The sequence below is a fragment of the Serinibacter arcticus genome, assembly GCF_003121705.1.
Lineage (GTDB): Bacteria > Actinomycetota > Actinomycetes > Actinomycetales > Beutenbergiaceae > Litorihabitans.
In genome coordinates this window covers 335,145-352,245 of sequence record NZ_PYHR01000002.1, presented here as the reverse complement: position 1 = coordinate 352,245, position 17,101 = coordinate 335,145, and the positions used below count along the sequence as shown (strand labels likewise).

Annotated in this window: 11 protein-coding genes and 1 tRNA gene; 2 read left to right on the top strand and 10 right to left on the bottom strand. The window is 72.7% G+C overall.

All coding sequences use genetic code 11. The annotated features are described in order from the left end of the window. Nucleotides 1–2: 2 nt before the first annotated feature. The gene (locus C8046_RS01695; RefSeq protein WP_419183534.1) at nt 3–668 is read right to left on the bottom strand and encodes an ANTAR domain-containing response regulator; all 666 of its coding nucleotides are present in this window, start codon (nt 666–668) and stop codon (nt 3–5) included. Between the two features lie 23 nt (nt 669–691). Here C8046_RS01695 and C8046_RS01690 point away from each other — a divergent pair. Beyond that, nucleotides 692–765: transfer RNA gene (locus C8046_RS01690), tRNA-Leu, on the top strand. An 18-nt stretch (nt 766–783) separates the two neighbouring features. Here C8046_RS01690 and C8046_RS01685 read toward each other — a convergent pair. Beyond that, complete coding sequence (locus tag C8046_RS01685; protein ID WP_109227995.1) at nt 784–2,103, bottom strand: NAD(P)/FAD-dependent oxidoreductase; 1,320 nt, start codon at nt 2,101–2,103, stop codon at nt 784–786. Between the two features lie 163 nt (nt 2,104–2,266). On the opposite strand from C8046_RS01685, the gene C8046_RS01680 reads away from it, so the two are divergent. After that, a complete protein-coding gene (locus tag C8046_RS01680) occupies nt 2,267–4,537 on the top strand; it encodes a 6-phosphofructokinase (protein ID WP_109227994.1) in 2,271 nt (756 codons plus the stop codon). A gap of 30 nt (nt 4,538–4,567) precedes the next feature. On the opposite strand, the gene C8046_RS01675 is transcribed toward C8046_RS01680, so the two are convergent. From C8046_RS01675 to trpC, 8 genes are all read right to left on the bottom strand, one after another. Next, nucleotides 4,568–5,281, bottom strand: coding sequence for a hypothetical protein (locus C8046_RS01675; protein ID WP_109227993.1), 714 nt, complete (start codon nt 5,279–5,281; stop codon nt 4,568–4,570). A 139-nt stretch (nt 5,282–5,420) separates the two neighbouring features. Beyond that, nucleotides 5,421–6,860 (bottom strand): pyruvate kinase, encoded by a 1,440-nt coding sequence (gene pyk / locus C8046_RS01670; protein ID WP_109227992.1) that lies wholly within the window; start codon nt 6,858–6,860, stop codon nt 5,421–5,423. A gap of 73 nt (nt 6,861–6,933) precedes the next feature. Then, nucleotides 6,934–8,394, bottom strand: a complete 1,461-nt coding sequence (locus C8046_RS01665; protein WP_109227991.1) for a glutamate synthase subunit beta — start codon at nt 8,392–8,394, stop codon at nt 6,934–6,936. After that, nucleotides 8,387–12,961, bottom strand: coding sequence for a glutamate synthase large subunit (gltB, locus tag C8046_RS01660; RefSeq protein ID WP_109227990.1), 4,575 nt, complete (start codon nt 12,959–12,961; stop codon nt 8,387–8,389). Before gltB ends, C8046_RS01665 begins: the two co-directional genes overlap by 8 nt. A gap of 98 nt (nt 12,962–13,059) precedes the next feature. Then, nucleotides 13,060–14,094: a prolipoprotein diacylglyceryl transferase gene (gene lgt / locus C8046_RS01655; protein ID WP_109227989.1), complete on the bottom strand. Its 1,035-nt coding sequence runs from the start codon at nt 14,092–14,094 to the stop codon at nt 13,060–13,062. Then, nucleotides 14,091–14,888: a tryptophan synthase subunit alpha gene (trpA, locus tag C8046_RS01650; protein WP_109227988.1), complete on the bottom strand. Its 798-nt coding sequence runs from the start codon at nt 14,886–14,888 to the stop codon at nt 14,091–14,093. Before trpA ends, lgt begins: the two co-directional genes overlap by 4 nt. Continuing rightward, nucleotides 14,885–16,177 carry a tryptophan synthase subunit beta gene (trpB, locus tag C8046_RS01645; protein ID WP_109227987.1) on the bottom strand — a complete coding sequence of 431 codons (1,293 nt, stop codon included), beginning with the start codon at nt 16,175–16,177 and terminating at the stop codon, nt 14,885–14,887. Before trpB ends, trpA begins: the two co-directional genes overlap by 4 nt. Nucleotides 16,178–16,267: 90 nt before the next feature. Then, nucleotides 16,268–17,080, bottom strand: coding sequence for an indole-3-glycerol phosphate synthase TrpC (gene trpC, locus C8046_RS01640; RefSeq protein ID WP_109227986.1), 813 nt, complete (start codon nt 17,078–17,080; stop codon nt 16,268–16,270). Nucleotides 17,081–17,101: the final 21 nt, after the last annotated feature.

Genomic DNA, 17,101 nt, shown 5'->3' with positions numbered 1-17,101 from the left:
AACTACTCGTCCTCGCCCACCTGGTCGATGACCGCGTCGGCCACCTCGCGCATGGTGAGACGGCGGTCCATCGAGGTCTTCTGGATCCAGCGGAAGGCCTCGGGCTCGGTGAGACCCATCCGGGTCATCAGCAGACCCTTGGCGCGGTCGACGCGCTTGCGGGTCTCGAAGCGGTCGGCGAGATCGGCGACCTCGCTCTCCAGGGCGACGATCTCCGCGTGGCGGTGCAGCGCGATCTCGATCGCGGGCAGGAGGTCGGCCTGGGTGAACGGCTTGACGACGTACGCCATCGCGCCGGCGTCGCGGGCGCGCTCGACGAGCTCGGTCTGCGAGAAGGCGGTGAGCAGCACGACCGGCGCGATGCGGTCGCGGCCGATGCGCTCGGCGGCGGAGATCCCGTCGAGGACGGGCATCTTCACGTCCATCACGACGAGGTCGGGCTTGAGGTCGGTCGCGAGCTGCACGGCGGTCTCGCCGTCGCCCGCCTCACCGACGACGTCGAAGCCGGCGTCCACGAGGGTCTCGACGACGTCCATGCGGATCAGCGCCTCGTCCTCGGCGACGACGACGCGGCGCCCCTTGCCGATCCCGCCGCCCGAGGTGGTCTCGGTCGCCCCGAGCGTGTCGTCGGCGGGCTCGGCTGCGGGATTCTCGTTCTCGGTGCTCACCCCGGTAGCCTAGTCCCCCGCGGGCCCCGGTAGCCCAACTGGCAGAGGCAGTCGGCTCAAACCCGGCACAGTGAGGGTTCGAATCCCTCCCGGGGCACCCCACTCGTGACGGACGTCACTCCCCCACTCGCCCCCGAGGCGTCTCACGACGCCCCAGCCAGGCCAGCGCCCCGCGTGCCGCGACCACCCCCGAGCTGTACGAGGCCTGCAGCAGGTAGCCGCCGGTCGGCGCCTCCCAGTCGAGCATCTCGCCCGCCACGAACGTGCCGGGCAGCGTCCGCAGCATGAGCGCATCGTCCACCTCGGTCCACGCGAGGCCGCCGGCGCTGGAGATCGCCTTCGCCAGCGGCATCGTGCCCCTCGTCTCGACCGGGACCGCCTTCACGAGCGCGGCGACCGCCCCGGCATCGCCCGGGATCGCGCCCGCCGTCGCCTCGCGCAGCAGCCCGACCGACGCGGGGTCGAGGCCCACGGAGCGGCGCAGCCAGCTGGAGGTCGAGTCCTTGGGCCGACGACGCCGCAGCCGCGCCTCGAGCTCGGCGACCGTGAGGTCAGGGCGGAGGTCGAGCTCGACGACGCACCGACCGTCGGCGTCCAGCGCCCGGCGGATCGCGGCACCGACGGCGTAGACGGGGCCGCCCTCGAGGCCCTCGGCCGTGATCATGGCGTCGCCGGGAACCGCGGGGGCGCCCGCGCCCCTGACGGTGAGCGCGAGGTGCTTGAGCGGGACCCCCGCGAACCGCTCGGCGTAGAGCGGGGTCCACGGCACCCGGACGCCGACGTTCGCGGGACGCAGCGCCGTCACCGCCAGGCCGCGCTTCCGCAGCAGGTCGGTCCAGCTCCCGTCCGACCCGAGCTGCGGCCACGAGCCGCCCCCGAGGGCCAGGACGACGACGTCGGAGTCGAGGACGTGCTCGACGCCGTCGGCCGCCGTCGCGCGGACGGCGCGCGCCCGGGTCGCGGTACCGCCCCGGGAGACGCCGTCGCCGCCGTCGGGCCCGGCGTCCTCCGCCCAGCCCGTCCACCGGTGGCGCGTCCGGATCTCGACGCCGAGCTCCGCCAGCCGGGCGAGCCACGCGCGGTGGAGCTTGTTCGCCCGGAAGGACTGCGGGAACACCCGGCGGCTGGACCCGACGAACGTCGGCTCCCCCAGGTCCTCGCACCACGCGCGCAGATCCTCCGGCGAGAACGCCTCCAGCATCGGGGCGATCCGCGGGGCGGCGGAGCCGTACCGCTGGACGAAGCCCGGCAGGGGTTCCGAGTGGGTGATGTTGAGGCCCCCGTGCCCCGCGATCAGCAGCTTGCGTCCCACCGACGGCATCCGGTCGAGGACCGTGACGGCGAGCCCCGCCCCGGCGAGGACCTCGGCGGCGATCAGGCCGGCCGGTCCGCCGCCGACGACGGTCGCGGTGGCGGGCGGGGACGGCAGGGGCACCGTCCGAACCTAGCCCAGTCCTCCCCCGCACCCCGCACCCCGGACGGCGCGGACGAGGGCGGGACGAAACGCAACGTTCACGTGCCGGGACCTTCGTCGGTGCGTGCGGTACGACGGGCTGGAATAGGGTCGAACGAGCCACTGGTCGAGCAAGGGATGACGCATGGACAGCACCACGACCGCCGCCTCGGGAACGGGCCGGGGCACGACGTCGAACGAGGGCTCAGGCCGTCGACCGGCCGTCGCGGTCCTCACCTCGGGCGGCGACGCCCAGGGGATGAACGGTGTCGTCCGCGCCGTCGTGCGCACCGCGATCGGCGCGGGGGCGGACGTGTATGCGGTGTACGAGGGTCTGCAGGGCCTGATCGACGGGGGCGACGCGATCCAGCGGTTCGACTGGGGCTCGGTCGGTTCGATCCAGCACCGCGGCGGCACCGTGATCGGGACGGCCCGCTCGGTCGAGTTCCGCACCAGGGAGGGCCGGCTCAAGGCCGCCGCCAACCTCGTGCAGCGCGGGATCGACCGCCTCGTCGTGATCGGGGGCGACGGCTCGCTGTCGGGCGCCGACCTCTTCCGCGCCGAGTGGATCGGGCTCCTGGACGAGCTCGTCGAGTCCGACCGGATCACGCCCGACCTCGCGCGCCGCCACTCCCACCTGGTGATCGCCGGCGTCGTGGGCTCGATCGACAACGACATGGTCGGGACGGACATGACGGTCGGCGCCGACTCGGCCCTGCACCGGATCATCGAGGCGATCGATGCCCTCTCGAGCACCGCGGCCTCCCACCAGCGCTCGTTCGTCGTGGAGGTCATGGGACGGCACTGCGGGTACCTCGCGCTGATGAGCGCGATCGCCGGCGGCGCCGACTACGTGATGATCCCGGAGAACCCGCCGCCGCCCGGCTGGGAGGACGAGATGTGCGAGCGTCTGCGCGCCGGCCGGGCCGCCGGGCGGCGCGACAGCATCGTCGTCGTGGCCGAGGGTGCCAGGGACCGCGACGGCGCCCCGATCACGAGCCAGGGCGTGCGCGACATGCTCGAGGAACGGCTCGGCGAGGACACCCGCGTCACGATCCTCGGTCACGTGCAGCGCGGTGGCGCTCCCTCGGCCTACGACCGCTGGATGCCCACCCTCGTCGGCCACGCCGCCGCGCTCGAGGTGCTGGAGGCCGGCCCGGACCACGAGCCGCAGCTCGTCGGGGTCCGCAGCAACCGGGTGCACCTGACCCCGCTGATGGACGCCGTCGAGGCGACCCGCGAGATCCCCCGCCTCATCGACGCCGGGCGCTACGACGAGGCCATGGCGATGCGCGGCTCGTCGTTCACCGAGATGGTGCGCGTCTTCGAGGGGATCGCCCAGGTGGCGCCGACCGACGTGGCTCCGAGCCGACGGATCGCCATCATGCACGCGGGCGGGCTCGCGCCCGGGATGAACTCCGCCGTCCGAGCGGCCGTCCGGTTCGGCATGTCGCGCGGGCACACGATGCTCGGGGTGCGGGGCAGCTTCCAGGGCCTCATCGACGCCGAGATCGACGAGCTCGCCTGGGGCGACGTCGACGACTGGCTCGCCGTGGGTGGCGCCGAGCTGGGCACCGGCCGGAGCGTCCCGACCGTCGAGCAGTTCTACGCCGTGAGCCGGGCGCTGGAGAACGAGAAGGTCGACGCGCTGCTGGTGATCGGCGGTCACCGGGCGTACGAGTCGCTGCACCGCATGCTGGCCGAGCGCGACCGCTACCCCGGCTTCCGCATCCCGGCGATCGCCCTGCCGACCACGATCGACAACAACCTCGCGGGCTGGGAGATGACCATCGGGGCCGACACCGCGCTGAACGAGATCGTCTCCGCCGTCGACCGCCTCAAGCAGTCGGCCAAGGCGTCGCGGCGGTGCTTCGTCGTCGAGATCATGGGCCGCTACTGCGGTTTCCTGTCGCTGGTCGGCGCCATGTCGGTGGGCGCGGAGAAGGTCTACCTGCACGAGAACGGCGTGCGGCTGGCCGACCTCGCGGACGACGTCGAGGACATGGGCCGCTCGTTCCGCGCCGGGCGCCGCTTCCACCTCGCGATCCGCAACGAGAACGCCTCGGTGGGCTACACCACCGAGTTCCTGTGCCAGCTCTTCGCCGAGGAGTCGGGCGGTGCGTACGACGTCCGGCCGATGGTCCTGGGCCACCTGCAGCAGGGCGGCAACCCGACGCCGTTCGACAGGATCCACGCGACCCGCCTCGCGGCCTACTGCGTCGACTGGCTCTCCACCCAGCTCGACGCGGGGACTCACGAGTGGGGGTTCGTCGGACAGCGGGACGGCCGGCTCGCGACGCTCCCGTTCACCCGGATGCCCGAGCTGGTCGACCCGACGTTCAACCGTCCGCGCGACCAGTGGTGGCTCGCGCTGCAGCCGGTGATGGAGGCCGTGGCGGTGGACCCCACCCACTGACGCGATTCGACGGATCGCGGCCGCCGCGGTCTAGCTGAACGTCAGGCCCGCGACGTACTCGTCGCAGCCGCGCCGGATCGTCTCGGCGTCCTCGACCCACTGGCACCAGACGCGCGCCACCTGACCGCGCCCGAAGATCCAGTAGGCGACCGTCGTGTAGCCGCCCTCGGGGATCTCCACGGTCTCCTTGACGGCCGGGAGTCCCGCGACGGTGGTGCGCTCGTCGGGGGCCACCTCGACCGTCCGCCGGAGCTCGTCGTACCGCGCGACCCGTGCCTCGACATCTGCCCACGAGACGGTGCCGCACGTCTGCTCGAGGGGCCCGAGCTCCATCTCCGGGAAGACGACCATCCCCAGCGCGTCGAGGCTGTGGGCCTGGTCCACGGGGACGAACGCCGTCACCGTCCAGTCCCCCTCGACGGGCTGGTCCTCGATGTAGCCGCTCGCGGGCTCGAACCCCGTCGGGGTCACCTCCGCGTACCGCGTGAGGTCGACGTCGGCGACGGCGGCCGACCCCGCGGGCGCGGTGGCGTCCGACCGGTCCTGGTCGTCGCACTCGAGGAAGCCCGGCGGGACCGAGCGCGGCTCGCCCGGGTCGGCGGTCGACGTCGAGCTCGACGTCCTCGGCGCGGGGTCCAGCGGCCCGTCGCCGGCCGACGGCAGCAGCGAGCACGACGTCGTCCCGAGCACCGCCGCGAGGGCGAGGGCGAGGACGGTGAGCGTGGGTCGGGGGCGCGCGGACACGCGCCCACCCTAGGGTCGCGACGGCGTCCGGCGGGGATCGGGGGGAGTCCGCGCGACCGGGCTCCCCCGCCGGGACGCCGGACGGCCGGCCCCCGAGGGGAGCCGGCCGTCAGACGGTGCTGGGTGGTGCGGGTGCTGCTCAGCCCTGCCCGGGCGCGTGGCGGTCGGTGTCGTCACCGATCGTGTGCACCTGGACCAGGTTGGTCGTGCCGGCGCGGCCCACGGGCGCACCCGAGACGACGACGACGCGGTCGCCGGGCACGACGTACTTGCCCTCCTGCAGCGACTTGTCGACCGAGGCGACCATGGCGTCGGTGTGCGGGACGGTCGGCGTGACGATGGTCGTCACGCCCCAGCTCAGGGCGAGCTGGCGCCGGACCTGCGGGTCGGGCGTGAACGCGATGAGCGGCAGCTCGGAGCGCAGGCGCGACATGCGGCGGGCCGAGTCGCCCGACTGCGTGAACGTCACCAGGTACTTGGCGTCCAGCGTCTTGCCGATCTGGTTGGCCGCGGCCGTGATGACACCACCACGCGTGTGCGGCGTCCAGGTGAAGGCCGCGATGCGCTCGAGGCCGTGCTCCTCGGTGGCCTCGATGATGCGGCTCATGACGCGCACGCACTCGATCGGGTACTCGCCCACGGACGTCTCGCCGGACAGCATGACCGCGTCGGCGCCGTCGAGGACCGCGTTGGCGCAGTCGGAGGTCTCGGCGCGGGTCGGACGGGGCGAGCTGATCATGGACTCGAGGACCTGGGTGGCCACGATGACCGGCTTCGCGTTGCGACGCGCGAGCGCGACGGCCTCCTTCTGCACGAGCGGCACGCGCTCGAGCGGGAGCTCCACGCCCAGGTCGCCGCGGGCGACCATGATGCCGTCGAACGCGTCGATGATCTCGGCGAGGTTGTCCACGGCCTGCGGCTTCTCGATCTTGGCGATGACCGGGGCCTTGTAGTTCTCCTCGGCCATGATGACCGCGACGTCGTCGTAGTCCTTGGCGCTGCGCACGAAGGACAGCGCGATGAAGTCGGCCTTGAGGCGCAGCGCCCAGCGCAGGTCCTCCTCGTCCTTGTCGCTCATCGCGGGGACCGAGACGGCGACCCCGGGCAGGTTGATGCCCTTGTTGTTCGAGACGGGTCCGGGGACCTCGCAGACCGTGATGACGTCGGTCTCGGTGACCTCGGTGACGCGGACGGTCACCTTGCCGTCGTCGATGAGCAGCTGGTCGCCGGGCGTGCAGTCGCCCGGGAGGCCCTTGTACGTGGTGCCGACGAGATCCTTGGTGCCCTCGACGTCGCGCGTCGTGATGGTGAAGACGTCACCGACGGCGAGGTGGTGCGGGCCGGCGACGAAGCGCTCGAGGCGGATCTTGGGACCCTGCAGGTCGACGAGGATCGCGACGGCGCGGCCGGCCTTGTCGGCGGCGGCGCGCACGTGCTCGATGACGGCCTGGTGCTCCTCGGGCTCGCCGTGGCTGCGGTTGATGCGGGCGACATCCATGCCGGCGTCGACCAGCTCCTGGATCTTCTCGGGGGAGGCCGTCGCGGGGCCAAGGGTGCAGACGATCTTTGCTCTACGCATGGGGTTCAGCCTAGTTCGGTCGTGGACGGTGCCGACAACCGGAAGTCCCGGGCGGGTCGGCGAACAGCTGGTGTCAGGCCGCGAACCCGCGGTCGGACGGTCGGACCGGAGCGGGAAGCTCGGTCGACCCGGTGAGGTAGGCGTCGACGGCGGCCGCGCACGCGCGGCCCTCGGCGATCGCCCACACGATGAGGGACTGGCCGCGTCCGGCGTCGCCAGCCACGAAGACGCCGGGGACCGACGTCTCGTAGGCCTCGCTGCGCTCGATCTCGCCCCGCGGGGAGACCGCGACGCCGATCTGCGCGGCCGCGCCGGCGGCGTCGGGGCCGGTGAAGCCCATGGCGATGAGGACGAGGTCGGCGGGGACCTCGCGCTCGGTGCCCTCCTTGGGCACGCGACGGCCATCGGGCAGGTGGTCGGTCTCGGCGACCCGGAGGGCCTCGACGTGATCGGTGCCCAGGAGCTGCACGGTCGAGGCGAGGAACTCGCGCTCGCCGCCCTCCTCGTGCGACGTGGAGATCTCGAGCACGCGCGGCGTCGTCGGCCACGGCTGGTCCTCGGGACGCTCGGCAGGCGGCTGGAAGCCGATCGCGAGCGTCGTCACCGACGCGGCGCCCTGGCGCAGCGCGGTGCCGAGGCAGTCCGAGCCGGTGTCGCCGCCGCCGATGATGATGACGTTCTTGCCGGTCGCCACGATCTGGTCGGGGACCGCGGTCCCCGCGACCACCGCGTTGGCCTGGCTCAGGTACGTCATCGCCGGGACGACGCCGTCGAGCTCCTCGCCCTGGACCCGCAGGCCCCTCGGGATGCTCGCGCCGATGGCGACGACCACGGCGTCGAACCGGGCGCGCAGGTCGTCCCAGGTGATGTCCTCGCCGATCGAGACACCGGTGCGGAACCGGGTGCCCTCGGCCTCCATCTGCGCCACGCGGCGGTCGATGTGGTGCTTCTCGAGCTTGAAGTCGGGCACGCCGTAGCGCAGCAGGCCGCCAACCGCGTCGTCCTTCTCGAAGACCACCACGGTGTGCCCGGCGCGCGTCAGCTGCTGGGCGGCCGCGAGGCCGGCGGGGCCGGAGCCCACGACGGCCACGGTCGAGTCGGTCAGCCGCTCCGGCACGGCCGGGACGACGTAGCCGCGCTCCCAGGCCTCGTCGATGATCGAGACCTCGACGTTCTTGATCGTCACCGCCGGCTGGTTGATCCCGAGCACGCAGCTGCTCTCGCACGGGGCGGGGCAGATGCGACCCGTGAACTCCGGGAAGTTGTTGGTCGCGTGCAGACGCTCGATCGCGTCGTCCCACTGCTCGCGCCAGACGAGGTCGTTCCACTCCGGGATGAGGTTGCCGAGCGGGCAGCCCTGGTGGCAGAACGGGATGCCGCAGTCCATGCAGCGGCCGGCCTGACGCTTGAGGTACGGGCTGTCACCCGTCCGGTGCTCGTGCACCTCCTTCCAGTCCGACAGTCGGATCGGAACGGGGCGCGACGTCGGGAGCTCGCGCTCCCGGGTCCGCAGGAATCCGCGCGGGTCAGCCACGTGCTGCCTCCAGAATCTCGTCCCAGGCGCCGGGGGCGGCCGGGTCCAGACCTCGCTGCGCGGCGTCGGCCAGGATCTCGGTCATCCGGGCGTAGTCGGCGGGCAGGATCCGGGTGAAGCGGTCGAGGGTGCCGGTCAGGTCCGCGAGGAGGGTCGCCGCGAGCGGCGAGTCGGTCTCCTCCTGGTGGCGGCGCAGCAGGCCGGCCACGAGGTCCCGATCGGTGTCGTTCAGGGGGGTGAGCAGGAGCTCGCCCGACGCGATGGCGGCGGCGTTCACCTGCGCGTGGTCGAGGTCGAGCACGTAGGCCGTGCCGCCCGACATGCCGGCGCCGACGTTCCGGCCGGTGCGGCCGAGCACGAGCACCACTCCCCCGGTCATGTACTCCAGGGCGTGGTCCCCCGTCCCCTCCACCACGAGGGTGGCGCCGGAGTTGCGGACGCCGAAGCGCTCGCCGGCGAGACCGGAGAGGAAGACCTCGCCCGTCGTCGCGCCGTAGCCGACGACGTTGCCCGCGATGACGTGCGAGGCGGGGTCGAACCTCGCGGCGCGGTCGGGCCGGACGACGATGCGTCCACCGGACAGGCCCTTGCCGACGTAGTCGTTCGCGTCGCCGAGCAGGCGGAGCGTGATGCCACCGGGCAGGAACGCCCCGAGGGACTGTCCCGCGGACCCCGTAAGGGTGACGTCGATCGTGTCGTCGGCCAGGCCGGAGTCGCCGTAGCGCTTGGCGACCTCGTGCCCGAGCATCGTGCCGACGGTCCGGTTGACGTTGCGGACCGGCAGCGAGATCCGGACCGGCTCGGCGTTCTCGAGCGCGTCCGTGCTGAGGGCGATGAGCTGGTTGTCCAGGGCGCGGTCGAGACCGTGGTCCTGGGCCTGCGTGCGCACCAGCGACGAGCCCTCGACGGGCTGCGGCACCGTGAGCACCGGGCCGAGGTCCAGGCCCTTGGCCTTCCAGTGCTCGACGGCGTCGCTCGCGTCCAGCGCCTGCACCTGGCCGATCGCCTCCTCGAGCGAGCGGAAGCCCAGCTCGGCGAGCAGCTCGCGCACCTCCTGGGCGACGTACTCGAAGAAGGTGACGACGAACTCGGGCTTGCCCGTGAAGCGCGCGCGCAGCTCGGGGTTCTGCGTCGCGACGCCGACCGGGCACGTGTCCAGGTGGCACACGCGCATCATGATGCAGCCTGAGACGACCATCGGCGCCGTCGCGAACCCGTACTCCTCGGCGCCCATGAGCGCGGCCACGACGACGTCGCGGCCCGTCTTGAGCTGGCCGTCGACCTGCACCGTGATGCGGTCGCGCAGGTTGTTGAGCACGAGCGTCTGCTGGGTCTCGGCCAGGCCGATCTCCCACGGGGTGCCCGCGTGCTTGAGGGACGTCAGCGGACTGGCCCCCGTGCCGCCGTCGTGGCCCGAGATGAGCACGACGTCGGCGTGCGCCTTCGAGACGCCGGCCGCGACCGTGCCGACGCCGAACTCGCTGACGAGCTTGACGTGGACGCGCGCCGCCGGGTTGGCGTTCTTCAGGTCGTGGATCAGCTGGGCCAGATCCTCGATCGAGTAGATGTCGTGGTGCGGCGGGGGCGAGATGAGCCCGACGCCGGGCGTGGAGTGACGTGTCTTGGCCACCCACGGGTACACCTTGTGACCGGGCAGCTGACCGCCCTCGCCGGGCTTGGCGCCCTGCGCGAGCTTGATCTGCAGGTCGTCGGCGTTGGTGAGGTACTCGGCCGTGACGCCGAAGCGACCCGAGGCGATCTGCTTCACCTTCGAGCGGCGCTCGGGGTCGTGCAGCCGCTCGACGTCCTCACCGCCCTCCCCCGTGTTGGAACGGCCACCGAGACGGTTCATGGCGATCGCCAGCGTCTCGTGGGTCTCCTTCGAGATGGAGCCGTAGCTCATCGCGCCGGTGTTGAACCGCTTGACGATCTCCGAGACCGGCTCGACCTCGTCGATCGAGATGCTCTCGCGGCCCGAGTCGAGCTTGAGCAGGCCGCGCAGGGTCATCAGGCGGTTGGAGGCGTCGTTCACGCGACCGGTGTACTGGCGGAAGATGTCGTACCGGCGCTCGCGCGTGGCGTGCTGGAGCCGGAAGACGGTCTCCGGGTCGAACAGGTGCTCCTCGCCGTCGCGACGCCACTGGTACTCGCCGCCGACGCCGAGGCGCTCGTGCGGCGTGGCGTTGCCCGAGGGCGGGTAGGCGTCCGCGTGACGCGCGGCGACCTCGGCCGCGACGACGTCGAGCCCGATGCCCCCCAGGCGCGAGGTGGTGCCGCTGAAGTAGGCGTCGATGAGCTCGTGGCTGAGGCCGACGGCCTCGAACACCTGGGCCCCGCGGTAGGAGGAGATGGTCGAGATGCCCATCTTGCTCATGACCTTCAGGACGCCCTTGCCGAGCCCCTTGATGAGGTTGGCGACGGCCTTCTCGGGCGCCACGTCGACGTAGCCGGAGCGGGCGAGCTCCTCGACGCTCTCCATCGCCAGGTACGGGTTCACGGCCGCGGCGCCGTAGCCGATGAGCAGCGCGACGTGGTGCACCTCGCGCACGTCGCCGGCCTCGACGACGAGCGAGATCTGCGTGCGCGTGTGCTTGCGCAGCGTGTGGTGGTGCACGGCCGAGAGCAGCAGCAGCGACGGGATCGGCGCGAACTCGGCGTCGGAGTTGCGGTCGGAGAGGACGAGGAAGCTCGCGCCGTTGGCGACGGCACGGTCGACCTGCGCGCAGATCTCCTCCAGGCGCGTGCGCAGCGCCTCCTCGCCGCCGGCGACGCGGTAGGTCCCGCGCACGACGACGGAGCGGAACTTGCCGATCATCGCCGGGTCGCGGTCGACCTTGACGATCTTGGCGAGCTGGTCGTTGTCCAGCACCGGGAACGGGAGCACCAGCTTGCGCGCGTGCTCGGGCGTGTCCTCGAGCAGGTTCGGCTCGGGGCCGATCGCCCCGCCGAGCGAGGTGACCAGCTCCTCGCGGATCGCGTCGAGCGGCGGGTTGGTCACCTGCGCGAACATCTGCGTGAAGTAGTCGAACAGCATCCGCGGCCGACCGGACAGGACGGCGATCGGGGTGTCCGTGCCCATGGCGCCCAGCGGCTCGAGGCCGTTGGAGGCCATCGGGGTCAGGAGGATGCGCAGCTCCTCCTCGGTGTAGCCGAACGTGCGCTGGCGACGGAGCACCGAGGCGGCGGTGTGACGGACGTGCTCGCGCTCGGGCAGCTGGTCGAGGTAGACCGCGTGCTCCTCGAGCCACTGCGCGTACGGACGCTCGGCCGACAGGGCGGCCTTGACCTCGCTGTTGGCGACGATGCGTCCGGCGCCGGTGTCGACGAGGAACATCTTGCCGGGCTCGAGGCGACCCTTGCTGACCACCGTGGCGGGGTCGAGGTCGAGCACGCCCGCCTCGGACGCGAGCACGACGAGGCCGTCCTCCGTCACCCAGTACCGGCCCGGGCGCAGACCGTTGCGGTCCAGCACGGCGCCGATGAGGGTGCCGTCGGTGAACGTGAGGCACGCGGGCCCGTCCCACGGCTCCATGAGCGTGGAGTGGTACTCGTAGAACGCCTTGAGCGCCGGATCCATGGTGGCGTGGTTCTCCCACGCCTCCGGGATCATCATCAGGACGGCGTGCGGGAGCGAGCGGCCACCGAGGTGCAGGAGCTCGACGACCTCGTCGAAGGTCTGGCTGTCGCTCGCGCCCGGCGTCACGACGGGCAGCAGCGGCGTCAGGTCGCCGAGCACGTCGCTGCGCAGCATGCCCTCGCGCGCGGCCATCCAGTTGCGGTTGCCCTTGACCGTGTTGATCTCGCCGTTGTGCGCGATCGAGCGGAACGGCTGGGCGAGCGGCCAGGAGGGGAACGTGTTGGTCGAGAACCGCGAGTGCACGAGCGCGAGCTCGCTGGCGTAGCGCGGGTCGGACAGGTCGGGGAAGAACGGCTCGAGCTGCGCCGTCGTCAGCATGCCCTTGTAGACGATGGTGCGCGCCGAGAGCGAGGCGAGGTAGACGTCGAGCTGGCGCTCGATGCGCTTGCGCAGCCGGTAGGCGCGCCGCTCGAGGTCGAGGTCGGCCAGCGCCCGCTCCGGGTCGGCGACGACGAGCTGGCGGAAGGTCGGCATGCTGGCGCGCGCCGAGGGGCCCACGAGGTCGGCGACGACGGGCACGTCGCGCCAGGCGAGGAGCTCCAGCCCCTCCTCGGCGACGATGGCGGCGATCGCGCGCTGCGCCTCGTCGGCGGCCGCCGGCTCCTGCGGCAGGAAGGCCATGCCGATGGCGTAGTGCCCGGCGGGAGGCAGCTCGGCGTCGATGACGTCGCGCAGGAAGGCGTCGGGAACCTGCGTGAGGATCCCGGCGCCGTCGCCCGTGTTCACCTCGGCGCCGACGGCACCGCGGTGGTCCAGGTTCAGCAGCGCGGTCAGGCCGGCGTCCACGATGTCGCGACCCGGCGTCCCGCGCATGGTGGCCACGAAGGCCACCCCGCAGGCGTCGTGATCGTCCGACGGGTGGTACAGACCTGTCTCACCGGGGGCCACGAGGGCCTTCCCGGACTCGTGCGCCCAACGTGAACTCACCATGCAGCGGCCGTCCTCACTCCCTGCCGCAGGGGCAAAGGCTCAACGTCGATCAGTAACGGGACGTCGTCGGCCCACAGCAGCAAGAATATACCTGCCTTTTACTCTTCCGTCGTGCGGGGGCCAGGTGCTGGACGGTCCGGGGCACGGTGCCGCCGCGCGTCCAGCGCCTGCTCGAGCTCGTCGGGTTCGACGTCGGGCTCGTCCTCGTCCCCCGACCGCGTGGTGGCACCGGTCGCCGGGTCGGCGGAGGTCGCCGACGCGTCGCCCTCGACTCCTGCGTCGGCGACGTCGGGCGCCCGCCCGGGCAGCCACAGCTCGTCACCGGTCTCGCGCCCGGGGCTGCGCCGCCCGACGGCGACGAACGCGACCAGCGCGGCCACGAAGACGATGATCGACGTCCAGACGTTGAGCCGGAGCCCGCCGATCAGCTGGGCCTCGTCGATGCGCAGCGCCTCGATCCAGCCGCGGCCCGCCGTGTAGAGCACGACGTACAGCAGGAACACGCGGCCGTGACCGAGGCGGAACCGGCGGTCGATCCAGATGAGCACGGCCGCGGCGAGGAGGTTCCAGATCAGCTCGTACAGGAACGTCGGGTGGAACAGGACGCCGGGGTGGGCGTCGATCTGCAGCCCCCACGGAAGCGTGGTCTCGCTGCCGTAGAGCTCCTGGTTGAAGTAGTTGCCGATCCGCCCGACCGCCTGCGCGACGAGCAGGCCGGGGGCCAGCGAGTCGGCGAACGGCGCCAGCCGCAGCCCGGCGCGGCGGCAGCCGATCCAGGCGCCCACGGCGCCGAGCGCGATCGCGCCCCAGACCCCGAGTCCGCCGTTCCAGATCTGCGGGATCAGCCAGGGATCGCCGTCGGGGCCGAAGTACGCGTCGGGCGAGGTGATGACGTGGTAGATCCGGGCCCCGAGGATGCCGAGCACGACGGCCCAGACGACGACGTCGCCCAGCTTGTCCACCGGGCCGCCGCGCTCGCGGTAGCGGCGCACGAGCAGGTACCAGGCGAGGATCCCGCCGATGAGGATGGCGATCGCGTAGGCGCGCAGCGGCAGCGGTCCGAGGTGCCAGGTGTGCTCGGGCGGGCTCGGGATCCCCGCGGCGAGCACGACCGCGCCGTCGGCGAGGCTCATCGCCCGACCGCCGTGGCGAGCGCGGCCGCGGTGGCCGCGAGGGCGGCGACGTCGCCGTCGGGCCCCAGGGCGCGCACGAGCGCCGAGCCGACGATGACGCCGTCCGCGTAGGTGGCGATCTCGGCCGCCTGCTCCGGCGTCGAGACGCCGAGCCCGACGCAGACCCGCGGGGCGCCGGCGGCGCGCGTGTCGGCGACGAGCCGCTCGGCGGCCTCGCCCACGCTGGTCCGGGTCCCCGTCACGCCCATCACCGACGCCGCGTAGACGAAGCCGCGGCTCGCCTCGGCCGTCAGCACGAGGCGCTCGGTGGTGGAGCTCGGGGCGACGAGGAACACGCGGTCCAGTCCGTGCACGTCCGAGGCGGCGATCCAGTCGGCGCCCTCGTCAGGCACCAGGTCGGGGGTGATCAGGCCGGCCCCACCCGCGGCGGCCAGGTCGCGCGCGAACGCGTCGACGCCGTAGCGCAGGATCGGGTTGTAGTAGCTCATCACCAGCACGGCGGCGCCGGTCTCGGCGATCCGCTCGACGGCGCCGAACACGTCGCGCGTGCGCAGCCCGCGCGCCAGGGCCTGCTCCGCGGCCTGCTGGATCACCGGACCGTCGAGCACGGGATCGGTGTACGGCAGCCCCAGCTCGACGACGTCGACGCCCGCGTGCACCATGGCGCGCGCTGCCTCGACGGAGGTCTCGAGATCGGGGTAACCGAGCGGCAGGTAGCCGACGAGCGAGGCGCGGCCGCTCGCGCGGGAGGCGTCGAGGACCGCCCCGCTCGTCACGCGGGTGGTGGTGCTCATGCGCGTCCCTCCCGGGCCTCGGCGTCGGCGGCGTCCGCCGCGTCCAGCACGTCGAACCAGCGTCCGGCGGTGGCCACATCCTTGTCGCCGCGCCCGGACAGGTTGATGAGCAGGATCGGCAGGTCCTCGCCCGTGTGGGTGGCCCTGACGCTGTCGGCGACCCGGATCGCGCCGGCGAGCGCGTGCGCGCTCTCGATCGCGGGGATGATCCCCTCGGTCAGGCACAGCAGCCGGAAGGCGTCCATCGCCTCGGCGTCCGTCACGGGCTGGTAGGTGACCCGCCCGAGGTCGTGCAGCCACGCGTGCTCGGGGCCGACGCTCGCGTAGTCCAGGCCGGCCGAGACCGAGTCCGTCGGGAGGATCTGCCCGTCCTCGTCGTGCAGCACGTAGCTCTTCGCGCCCTGGAGGACGCCGACCGAGCCACCAGCGAACCGCGCGGCGTGCTCACCCTCGCCCGTGCCACGACCGCCGGCCTCGAACCCGAACAGCGTGATCGCGGGCTCGTCGAGGAAGGCGTTGAAGATCCCGATGGCGTTGGAGCCGCCGCCGACGCACGCGAGGACCGCGGTCGGCAGGCTGCCGGTGCGCTCGAGGAGCTGCTCGCGCGCCTCCTCGCCGATGACGCGCTGGAAGTCGCGCACCATCTGCGGGAACGGGTGCGGGCCGGCCGCGGTGCCGAGGAGGTAGTGCGTCGTCTCGACGTTGGCGACCCAGTCGCGCAGCGCCTCGTTGACCGCGTCCTTGAGCGTGCGGGAGCCGATCGTCACCGGGACGACGGTCGCGCCGAGCAGTCGCATGCGGGCGACGTTGAGCGCCTGCCGCTGCGTGTCCTTCTCCCCCATGTACACGACGCACTCGAGACCCAGCAGCGCGCACACGGTCGCCGTCGCCACCCCGTGCTGGCCGGCGCCGGTCTCGGCGATGACCCGGGTCTTGCCCATCCGCTTGACCAGCAGCGCCTGACCGAGCGCGTTGTTGATCTTGTGGGAGCCGGTGTGGTTGAGGTCCTCGCGCTTGAGGAAGACGCGGACCCCGCCGATCCGCTCGGCGAAGCGCGGCACCTCGGTCAGGGGCGAGGGGCGCCCGACGTAGGTGCGCTGCAGGCGGCGCAGCTCGTCGGTGAACTCGGGGTCGAGCACGGCCTTCTGCCAGACCTCGGTGAGCTCGTCGAGGGCGGCGACCAGGGCCTCGGGGACCCAGCGCCCTCCGAAGTCACCGAAGTAGGGACCGCTCGCGTCCGCCAGGGGCGTGGACGGCGGGACGGGGGGCGTGGGAGAGCTGGTGGACACGAGAGCTCGGTCGACCTTCCGGGTGCGTCGGGTGGGGCGGGTCAGCGGGGCGCCGCGGGCGGGGGCCCGACGGCGCGGGGCGGTGCGGTGTCAGTGCCGCAGGGCGCGCAGCGCGGGGTGGGCCCCGGCGGCGACGAGGTCGGCGACGGCCGCGCGCGGGTCGGCGGAGCGCACGAGCGACTCCCCCACCAGCACGGCGTCCGCCCCGACGCGGGCGTAGTCGAGGACGTCGTGCGAACCGCGCACCCCGGACTCGGCCACCTTGGCGACCCGGTCGGGCAGGACGTCCACGACGGCGGAGAACGTCGCGCGGTCGACCTCGAGCGTGTGCAGGTTGCGGGCGTTGATCCCGACGATCTGAGCTCCGGCGTCGACGGCGCGTCGCGCCTCCTCGGCGTCGTGCGCCTCGACGAGGGCCGACATCCCGAGCGAGTGGATCCGCTCGACGAACGAGGTCAGCACGGTCTGCTCCAGGGCCGCCACGATGAGGAGCACGAGGTCGGCCCCGTGGGCGCGCGCCTCCCAGATCTGGTACGGCGTGACGACGAAGTCCTTGCGCAGCACCGGGATGTCGACCTTGGCGCGTACGGCGTCGAGGTCGGCGAGCGACCCCTTGAACCGGCGCTCCTCCGTGAGGACCGAGACGATGGCGGCGCCGCCGGCCTCGTAGGCAGCGGCGAGCGAGCCCGGGTCCGGGATCGGGGCCAGATCACCCTTGCTCGGGCTGGCGCGCTTCACCTCGGCGATCACCTGGACCGCGTCGGCGCGCTTGAGCCGGTCGTGGCAGCTCTTGGCGTGGGGCAGCTCGGCCGCACGGGCCTTGAGCGCGTCCAGGCTCGTGACGGCCTTCCTGGCGGCCACGTCCTCCTGGACGCCGGCAACGATCTCCTCGAGCACGGTCACGGCTCATCCCTCCGGTCTGAT

What these genes read in the sequence shown, in the direction of transcription:
- C8046_RS01680 (WP_109227994.1), top strand. Translation starts at nt 2,267, where the DNA reads ATGGACAGCACCACGACCGCCGCCTCGGGAACGGGCCGGGGCACGACG.
- pyk (WP_109227992.1), bottom strand. Translation starts at nt 6,860, where the DNA reads ATGCGTAGAGCAAAGATCGTCTGCACCCTTGGCCCCGCGACGGCCTCC.
- gltB (WP_109227990.1), bottom strand. Translation starts at nt 12,961, where the DNA reads ATGGTGAGTTCACGTTGGGCGCACGAGTCCGGGAAGGCCCTCGTGGCC.
- lgt (WP_109227989.1), bottom strand. Translation starts at nt 14,094, where the DNA reads ATGAGCCTCGCCGACGGCGCGGTCGTGCTCGCCGCGGGGATCCCGAGC.
- trpA (WP_109227988.1), bottom strand. Translation starts at nt 14,888, where the DNA reads ATGAGCACCACCACCCGCGTGACGAGCGGGGCGGTCCTCGACGCCTCC.